This is a genomic window from Bradyrhizobium forestalis (assembly GCF_002795245.1).
Classification (GTDB): Bacteria; Pseudomonadota; Alphaproteobacteria; order Rhizobiales; family Xanthobacteraceae; genus Bradyrhizobium; species Bradyrhizobium forestalis.
In genome coordinates this window covers 1-9,548 of the sequence record NZ_PGVG01000085.1, presented here as the reverse complement: position 1 = coordinate 9,548, position 9,548 = coordinate 1, and the positions used below count along the sequence as shown (strand labels likewise).

At 64.2% G+C, this 9,548-nt stretch carries 6 protein-coding genes; 5 read left to right on the top strand and 1 reads right to left on the bottom strand.

From position 1 onward, the window contains the following. Window positions 1–167 precede the first annotated feature (167 nt). Window positions 168–1,106, top strand: coding sequence for a glycine--tRNA ligase subunit alpha (locus CVM73_RS38315; RefSeq protein ID WP_100236886.1), 939 nt, complete (start codon window positions 168–170; stop codon window positions 1,104–1,106). Beyond that, window positions 1,106–3,340, top strand: coding sequence for a glycine--tRNA ligase subunit beta (glyS, locus tag CVM73_RS38310; protein WP_100236885.1), 2,235 nt, complete (start codon window positions 1,106–1,108; stop codon window positions 3,338–3,340). The genes CVM73_RS38315 and glyS overlap by 1 nt, the downstream gene beginning before the upstream one ends. 254 nt (window positions 3,341–3,594) lie before the next feature. Here the strand turns inward: glyS and CVM73_RS38305 are convergent, their stop codons facing one another. Further along, the gene (locus CVM73_RS38305; RefSeq protein WP_167407304.1) at window positions 3,595–3,942 is read right to left on the bottom strand and encodes a DUF1236 domain-containing protein; all 348 of its coding nucleotides are present in this window, start codon (window positions 3,940–3,942) and stop codon (window positions 3,595–3,597) included. A gap of 227 nt (window positions 3,943–4,169) precedes the next feature. Between CVM73_RS38305 and CVM73_RS38300 the strand changes: the two genes are divergently transcribed. The 3 genes from CVM73_RS38300 (at window position 4,170) to CVM73_RS38290 (ending at window position 9,396) form a co-directional block, all read left to right on the top strand. Further along, window positions 4,170–4,325: a DUF3096 domain-containing protein gene (locus tag CVM73_RS38300; RefSeq protein WP_008562090.1), complete on the top strand. Its 156-nt coding sequence runs from the start codon at window positions 4,170–4,172 to the stop codon at window positions 4,323–4,325. A 96-nt stretch (window positions 4,326–4,421) separates the two neighbouring features. Then, complete coding sequence (gene ppdK / locus CVM73_RS38295; RefSeq protein WP_167407303.1) at window positions 4,422–7,349, top strand: pyruvate, phosphate dikinase; 2,928 nt, start codon at window positions 4,422–4,424, stop codon at window positions 7,347–7,349. Between the two features lie 601 nt (window positions 7,350–7,950). Continuing rightward, complete coding sequence (locus tag CVM73_RS38290) at window positions 7,951–9,396, top strand: cell wall hydrolase (protein WP_167407302.1); 1,446 nt, start codon at window positions 7,951–7,953, stop codon at window positions 9,394–9,396. Window positions 9,397–9,548: the final 152 nt, after the last annotated feature.

Genomic DNA, 9,548 nt, shown 5'->3' with positions numbered 1-9,548 from the left:
CTCTCCACAAGCGAGAACCCCCAGAGGACAGAACCCTCACCCGGCGCTTCGCGCCGACCTCTCCCGCAAGCGGGAGAGGTAAGAAGCCCCCTTTGCCTTGATTCCCATCCCCGCCGTCGATACGGTCCCGCGCGATTCAAAACCCCCCGCGAGAGCCTGATCTGACGATGGACGCCTCATTGCCCGCCCATATGCGCCCGGAACGCTCGTTCCAGGGCTTCATCCTCGCGCTCCAGCGGTTCTGGGCCGAGCAGGGCTGCGTCATCCTGCAGCCCTACGACATGGAAATGGGCGCGGGCACCTTCCATCCGGCCACCACCCTGCGCGCGCTCGGGCCAAAGCCCTGGAACGCGGCCTATGTGCAGCCCTCGCGCCGGCCCAAGGACGGCCGCTACGGCGAGAATCCGAACCGGATGCAGCACTATTACCAGTTCCAGGTGATCATGAAGCCGTCGCCGCCGAACCTTCAGGATCTGTACCTGAAGTCGCTCGCGGCGATCGGCATCGATTCCGCCGTGCACGACATCCGCTTCGTCGAGGACGATTGGGAGAGCCCGACGCTGGGCGCCTGGGGCTTGGGGTGGGAGTGCTGGTGCGACGGCATGGAGGTCTCCCAGTTCACCTATTTCCAGCAGGTCGCCGGCTTCGAATGCGCCCCTGTCGCGGGTGAGCTCACCTACGGGCTCGAGCGCCTCGCGATGTATGTGCAGGGCGTCGACCGCGTCTACGACCTCAATTTCAACGGCCGCGATGGTGAACAGAAGGTCACTTATGGCGACGTCTTTCTGCAAGCGGAGCAGGAATACTCCCGCCATAACTTTGAATACGCCGACACCGCGATGCTGTTCGAGCAATTCAAGATGGCCGAAGCGGCCTGCAAAAAATACCTCGACGCCGGCTGGCGCGAAGGCGGCAACAGCAAGCAGCACCTGATGGCGCTGCCGGCCTATGACCAGTGCATCAAGGCGAGCCATGTCTTCAACCTGCTCGATGCCCGCGGCGTGATCTCCGTGACCGAGCGGCAGAGCTACATTTTGCGCGTGCGCGAGCTGGCCAAGGCTTGTGGCGAGGCCTGGATCCATACTGAAGCGGGCGGAGCGGCCTGATGCCCGATCTTTTGCTTGAACTGTTCTCGGAAGAAATCCCCGCGCGCATGCAGGCCAAGGCGGCCGACGATCTGCGCCGCATGGTCACGGACAAGCTCGTCGCCGAAGGGCTCGTCTACGAGGGCGCGAAAGCCTTCGCGACCCCGCGCCGCCTTGCACTCACGGTGCATGGCATTCCCGCGCGTCAGCCTGATCTCAAGACCGAGCGCCGCGGACCGAAGGTCGGTGCGCCCGATGCGGCCGTGCAGGGCTTTCTGAAAGCGACGGGTCTGAAGTCGCTGGACGAAGCCAAGATCCAGCGCGATCCCAAGGGTGATTTTTACATCGGACTGATCGAGAAGCCCGGCCGCGACGCCATCGACGTGCTCGCGGAAATCCTGCCCGTCATCATCCGTACCTTCCCCTGGCCGAAATCGATGCGCTGGGGCGCGCGTTCCGGCAAGCCCGGCTCGCTGAACTGGGTGCGTCCGCTGCACGCGATCACCGCGACGTTCGGGCTCGAGACCGAAGAGCCCGATGTCGTGAAGTTCGAGGTCAACGGCATCGAGAGCGGCCAGACCACTTACGGCCACCGCTTCCTCGCGCCGGCGGCGATCAACGTGCGCCGCTTCGAGGACTACGAAGCAAAACTGCTTGACGCCAAGGTCGTGCTCGACCCCGAGCGCCGCAAGGACGCCATCCTCACCGACGCCAAGCAGCTCGCCTTCGCGCAAGGCTTCGAACTCGTCGAGGACCAGAACCTGCTCGACGAGGTCGCAGGCCTCGTTGAATGGCCGGTCGTGCTGATGGGCTCGTTCGAACCGGAGTTCCTGACGACGCCCGCGGAAGTGATCCGCGCTACCATCCGCAATAACCAGAAGTGCTTCGTGGTGCGCGACCCCAAGACGGGCAAGCTCGCTAATAAGTTTATCCTGGTCGCCAACATCGAGGCGACCGATGGCGGCAGCACCATCATCGCTGGCAACGAGCGCGTCATCCGCGCGCGTCTGTCGGATGCGAAGTTCTTCTACGAGACCGACCTGAAGACGAAGCTCGAGGACCGGCTGCCGAAGTTCGAGCAGATCGTGTTTCACGAGAAGCTTGGGACACAGGCACAGCGTATCAGACGCATTCAGGATCTCGCCGCTGAGATCGCGCCGCTGGTCGGCGCAGATGTCGAGAAGGCGAAACGCGCTGCGCATCTGGCGAAGGCCGACTTGCTGACCGAAGTCGTCGGCGAATTCCCCGAGGTGCAGGGCCTGATGGGCCGCTACTACGCGCTGGCGCAAGGCGAGGATGCGTCTGTCGCCGCGGCCTGCGAAGAGCATTATAAGCCGCAGGGGCCGGCCGACCGTGTGCCGTCTGATCCCCTGAGTGTTGCCGTGGCTCTGGCAGACAAGATCGACACTTTGGTAGGATTTTGGGAGATTGATGAAAAGCCAACGGGGTCGAAGGACCCGTTCGCGCTCCGAAGAGCCGCTTTGGGCGTAATAAGACTCCTGACTCAGAATTCGATCCGCATGTCCCTGCAAAGGCCGATAGCCCGCGCGGCGTTCCTAATATGGTCTGACTTGGGGAACGCGAAAATTTTGGAGATCATCGGCCGCGTGAGAAGCGTATCTAAGTACGTCAACTATGGCGGTGAGCTGAAGATCGATGGTCGCGCCTTGGCTGATGAGGGCATCAGCCTTTCAGTTGATGATTTGAATGCAAAACTTAGTGGCCTTGGCCGAGAACTCCTCGCCTTCTTCGCCGACCGCCTCAAAGTCCAGCTCCGCGAGCAGGGCGCGCGGCACGATCTCGTCGACGCCGTATTCGCGCTCGGCGGCCAGGACGATCTCCTCATGGTCGTCCGCCGCGTCGAGGCGCTCGGAAAATTCCTCGACTCTGACGACGGCAAGAACCTGCTCGCCGGCACCAAGCGCGCCGGCAACATCCTCTCGATCGAGGAGAAGAAGGACAAGCGTTCATTCGATGGCGCGCCGGATGCTGCGCTCTACAGCCTCGCTGAGGAGAGGGCGCTGGCCAGGGCGATCGGCGAGGTGAAGGCGGAAGCCAGCGCTGCCGTCGCCAAGGAGGACTTCACTGCGGCGATGAGCGCGATGGCAAAGCTGCGTCCGCCGGTCGATGCGTTCTTCGACAAGGTTCGCGTCAACGACGACGATGCCAAGGTGCGTGAGAACCGCCTGAAGCTGCTGAACGAGATCCGCAGCGCCACGCGTGCGGTAGCGGATTTCTCGAAGATCCAGGATTGAGGCGCGGTATCGCGGCTCTCGTGCCCCGGACGCAGCGCAGCGCTTCTTCAGCGGTGCGCTGCAGAGCCGGGACACGAGAGTGACGGGCGCACAAAAAAGCCCCGCCCGGCGGGGGGAGACCGGGCAGGGTTGATGTCCGATTTAACACTGTTCGCGCCAGCCTGATGTGACGCGCCGGACATCGAATGGAACGTCAGCGTTTTCAAGCGAAGTGGATGCCGCTTCGCGCGACGAAAACGCGTCCAAACGAGAATTTAGTCCAGCACCTCGACGATGCGGCGCGAGCGCGGCTCGACCAGCACGGTTTCGCCGTTCACGACGGTATAGCGATAGGTCGTGGCACCGAAGCGTTGCGGCACGTCATAATAGGTGATGCCGCTCTCGGGCAGGGTGGCGCCGACCACCACGCGATCCGGAATGCGGAAGGCGGGGACACGCTGTTCGACGACATAGTCGCGGAAGGCCGGCCGCTGTTCGACGGCAATGGTCGGGCCGCTGTCGACCACGGCGGGTGCACGTCCGACCGTGCTTTGCGCCTGCGCCGCCAGGGGCGAGCCGATCGCGGCCGCGAGCGCTGCAAGAGCAAGAATCCTGTTCCGCATGCAAAACTCCTTCGACATGATTCTGCGGGACGCGCCAGTGGCGCGACTGGTTGCCAATGCGTGCCTAAAGCCAATGTTCCGGGAAAAGGCCTGCCGTATTCGCGGCAATTTCGGGCAGTTTTCGTGGGTGCCGGGAACTTGTGGCGCGTCTTGCGCATCTCTACTCCCGGAACCTGGCCGGCTATGATCCGCGCGCGATTCGCCTCACCTCCACAGAAAGATTGTTCATGCACATCACCGTCGCCCACATTTCGCCGATCCTGTCGTTGATTGCGGGCGTGCTCATCCTGATCATGCCGCGGCTTCTCAACCTGATTGTCGCGATCTTCCTCATCGTCAACGGCGCGATCGGGCTCGGGCTCCTGAAGTGGCTCCGCTTCTAGGCGTTCACTTTTCGGAACTGTTCGACTTGCGCGGGCCCGCCCAAAATGGTGTAAGGCCCGCGATTTCCCATTCCTCTCGCAGGTTGTGTGCAAGCTATGGCCAAAGCCGCCTCGAAGCCTAAAAAAATGCCAGTGAAATCAAAGTCCTCCGCCGCCGCGAAGGCTGCGCCGCCAGCCCGCAAGGCGCTGGCCAAGAGCGCGCCGAAGCCGGTCGCCAAGGCCAGTGGGAAGCCCGCTGCAAAACCAGTGGCAAAGGCCGTGACCAAGGCAGCTGCGCCGAAAGTCGCCGCGAAGCCCGCGCCGAAGAAGGCTGCGCCCGCCAAGGCGGCGCCCGCAGCGGCCAAGGCCGGCAAATGGGTGTTCACGTTCGGCGACGGAAAGGCCGAGGGCCGCTCGGAAATGCGTGACCTGCTTGGCGGCAAGGGCGCCAACCTCGCCGAGATGGCCAATCTCGGCCTGCCGGTGCCTCCGGGCTTCACCATCCCGACCTCGGTCTGCACCTACTTCTACGCGCACGACAAGACCTATCCGAAAGAACTGCAGGCGCAGGTTGAGAAGGCGCTCGACCATGTCGGCAAGTTGACCGGCAAGGTGTTCGGCGACACCAAGAACCCACTGCTCGTCTCCGTGCGTTCAGGCGCGCGCGCCTCGATGCCGGGCATGATGGACACCGTGCTCAATCTCGGCCTCAACGACCAGACCGTGGAAGCGCTGGCCGAGCTGTCGGGCGACCGCCGCTTCGCCTATGACAGCTATCGCCGCTTCATCACCATGTATTCGGACGTGGTGCTCGGCTTCGAGCATCATCACTTCGAGGAAATCCTCGACACCTTCAAGGACGGCCAGGGTTACACGCTCGACACCGATCTGTCCGCCGAGGACTGGGTCGAGCTGGTCGGCAAGTACAAGGACGCGGTCGCGCGTGAGACCGGCAAGGAATTCCCGCAGGATCCGCACGACCAGCTCTGGGGCGCGATCGGCGCGGTGTTTTCATCCTGGATGAACGCGCGCGCGGTGACCTACCGCAAGCTGCACGACATTCCGGAATCCTGGGGCACCGCGGTCAACGTGCAGGCCATGGTGTTCGGGAACATGGGCGAGACGTCGGCGACCGGCGTTGCCTTCACCCGCAATCCCTCGACCGGCGAGAGCAAGCTCTACGGCGAGTTCCTGATCAACGCGCAAGGCGAGGACGTGGTGGCGGGCATCCGCACGCCGCAGGACATCACCGAGGAGGCGCGCAAGGAGTCGGGCTCCGACAAGGCGTCGATGGAATCGGCGATGCCGGAGGCCTTCAAGGAGCTGACGCGGATCTACACGCTGCTCGAGAAGCACTATCGCGACATGCAGGACATGGAATTCACGGTCGAGCAGGGCAAGCTGTGGATGCTCCAGACCCGAGGCGGCAAGCGCACCGCCAAGGCGGCGCTGCGCATCGCGGTCGAGCTCGCCAATGAGGGCCTGATCTCGAAGAAGGAAGCGGTGACGCGGATCGATCCGGCTTCGCTCGACCAGCTCTTGCATCCGACCATCGATCCCAACGCCAAGCGCGACGTGATCGCCACCGGCCTGCCGGCTTCGCCAGGTGCGGCCTCCGGCGAGATCGTGTTCTCCTCTGACGAGGCCGCCAAGCTTCAGGGCGACGGACGCAAGGTGATTCTGGTCCGCATCGAGACCAGCCCCGAAGACATCCACGGCATGCATGCCGCCGAAGGCATCCTGACCACCCGCGGCGGCATGACCTCGCACGCGGCGGTGGTCGCGCGCGGCATGGGCAAGCCCTGCGTCTCCGGCTGCGGCACCATCCGCGTCGATTACGGCCGCGGCACCATGAGCATCGGCTCGCGCACCTTCAAGACCGGCGACGTCATCACCATCGACGGCTCGCTCGGCCAGGTGCTCTCCGGCCGCATGCCGATGATCGAGCCGGAGCTGTCCGGCGAGTTCGGCACGCTGATGAACTGGGCCGATCAGGTCCGCAAGATCGGCGTCCGCGTCAATGGCGACACGCCTGATGACGCGCGCACCGCGATCAAGTTCGGCGCCGAGGGCATCGGCCTCTGCCGCACCGAGCACATGTTCTTCGAAGAGACGCGCATCCGCACGGTGCGCGAGATGATCCTCTCCGAGGACGAGCAGTCGCGCCGTGCCGCGCTCGCCAAGCTGCTGCCGATGCAGCGCGCCGACTTCGTCGAGCTGTTCGAGATCATGAAGGGCCTGCCCGTCACGATCCGGCTGCTTGCCCCGCCGCTGCACGAGTTCCTGCCGCACACCCATGCCGAAGTCGAGGAAGTGGCGCGCGCCATGAACACCGACCCGCGGCGCCTGGCGGACCGCGCCCGGGAACTCTCGGAGTTCAATCCGATGCTCGGCTTCCGCGGTTGCCGTATCGCGATCGCCTATCCGGAGATCGCCGAGATGCAGGCCCGCGCGATCTTCGAGGCGGCGGTCGAGGCGCAGAAGCGCACCGGCAAGGCCGTCGGCCTCGAGGTGATGGTGCCGCTGATCGCGACCAAGGCCGAGCTCGATCTCGTCAAGGCGCGGATCGATGCGACCGCACAGGCGGTGATGCGCGACACCAACACCAAGCTGGCTTATCAGGTCGGCACCATGATCGAGTTGCCGCGCGCCTGTCTGCTCGCGGCCGAGATTGCGCAGTCGGCCGAGTTCTTCTCGTTCGGCACCAACGATCTCACCCAGACCACCTATGGCATCAGCCGCGACGACGCGGCGAGCTTCCTCGGTCCCTACGTGGCGAAGGGCATCCTCTCGGTCGATCCCTTCATCGCGCTCGATCAGGAAGGTGTCGGCGAGCTCGTCAAGATCGGCGTCGCGCGCGGCCGCAAGACGCGCCCGCAGCTCAAGGTCGGCATCTGCGGCGAGCACGGCGGCGATCCCGCCTCCGTCGCCTTCTGCCACCATATCGGTCTCGACTACGTCTCCTGCTCGCCCTACCGCGTGCCGATCGCACGCCTTGCAGCGGCGCAAGCCGCGCTCGGCAAGGAGATCGCGAGCCAGGCGTAAGGCGAACTGAAATAGTGAGTGTGAAGAGGCGGGGCCAAGCCCCGCCTCTTTTCGTTTTGTGCAACGCTGTCTCCACGCCGTCATTGCGAGCGCAGCGAAGCAATCCAGAATCTCACCGCGGAGACACTCTGGATCGCTTCGTGCAGGTGCTCCTCGCAATGACGCGTTTGTGGGATGCGCTCGCCACACACTCGATGTCATCGCCCGGCTTGACCGGGCGATCCAGTACTCCGAGAGGGCAGTGATAGAATCGACAAGCCGCGGCGTACTGGATGCCCCGCCTTCGCGGGGCATGACAGCTGTGGTGTGGATGCACTTTGCGAAAACGCCGACAACGGAACCGCAAGCGTCCCGTAATGATACGCGCCATCAAGAGTTCCTTCACCATTCGCGTTGACCGACTGTTTACCGCTTCACGTCGGCCGGCATTTACCAACACGCGCGATGACCCCGTGAAAATACCTGCAATCGCTTGAGTGTGCCGTATGCGCAACGCGGATTAACGCCCCGGCAACCTAAATTGGATACTCACGATAAAGATCGAATTGCACGGATGTACTGAGTTCGATCGGACGAGCGTAAGCGTAGCGTGAGCGTATCGATGTCAGTGTTGCGTAACCATCCGAAGGGCGCGCGGTTCGCGTCCTTCGGCATCGGTCTCTGCATCTTCGCATTGATGCCGAGAGAGACCGGCTATCAGGACATTGCCTCGCTGCTGGCGCGCCAACCGGGCGTCGCCGAGCGTTGGCAGAAGCAGGTGTTCTCCGCGGCGTCCTCGATCCAGCTCGCCACCTACAGCTTTTCGCGGCCGATCGGCACCTCCGCACCGCAGAGCGCGATGGTTCGGCTCGCGAGCCTCGACGGCCGCGACGTCACCGGCGCGATCAGCCGCAATCCCGCACTTCAGGCGCCGCCGCGCTACCAGGCTGCCGACTTTCCCAAGGTCGATCGCTCCCTGAAGGGTGATCGCCTCGCAATCATCGCGCCGATGCAGGCTCCCGAGACGGTCGCGCCAGCGGCGGCACCGGCACAGCAAGATCCCGCGACGTCGAACAGCTCGGTGTTCGGCGCCAAGACCGCTGCATTGCCTCAGGCGATGTCGCCGGAATCCGCGGCCGCGCTCGACCCCGAGCTCCAGGAAGCGCTGCGCGCGCCGCCGCTGCCGCAATATTCCAAACCGCCGCAGGCGAGCGACGTCGCGCGTTCATTGGCGGTGCAGCCGCTGGAAGCGCTGAAGCAGGCCGCCGCGCCGGCGCGCGATCCCTTCAGCGTCAAGACCTCGAGCCTGTTCTTCGGCAGCTCCTCGCTCGGCGGCAATCTCGAGAGCATCGAGAGCTGGCAGCCCGGCGCCGAGCCGTTGATCGTGATGCCCGACCCCGACATGAAGGTGACGGCCTCGCTGACCCCGCCGACGACGGAGATCGTCAAGGACATCGAGAGCGGCGAGAGCGTTGCGCCGAAGGGCGAAGTCAACGCCGACAACCAGCGCGCCAGATCGCCGGCGGAGCGGCTCGCACTCGACGACAAGTCGCGCGCGAAATCCGAGAAGTGCCTCGCCGAAGCCGTCTATTTCGAATCCCGCGGCGAGGCCGTGCGCGGCCAGATCGCGGTGGCGCAGGTGGTGATGAACCGCGTGTTCTCCGGCAAATATCCCGACACCGTGTGCGGCGTGGTCTATCAGAACAAGTACCGCCATTTCGCCTGCCAGTTCACCTTCGCCTGCGACAACAATCCAGACGTGATCCGCGAGCCCGAAATGTGGGAGCGCGCCAAGAAGATCTCCAAGGCGATGCTCGACGGCCAGGTCTGGCTGCCCGAGGTCGGCAAGTCCACGCACTACCACGCCTATTGGGTCCGCCCGTCCTGGGTCGCCGAGATGAAGAAGATGTACAAGACCGGCGTGCACACCTTCTATCGGCCGCGCAACTGGGGCGACGGCAGCGAGGAGCCAAGCTGGGGCACCCCGGCCCAGACCGCAGCGCTCTCCGCCGAACTCGCGCAGGAAGCCAAGAGCTCGGCCGAGATGGGCGCGAGCGAGCGAAGGTAGCAGGTCGTCATGCCCGGGCTTGTCCCACGGCTGTCCGGTTCGATTGTTATGGACAGGGTGCATGACGTGGATTCTTCTGTGTTTCGAGCGCTTCGCACACGTTCGAGACACGGAAGGAGGTCCCCGCCATGCGGCACCAGAATAGCGTATTT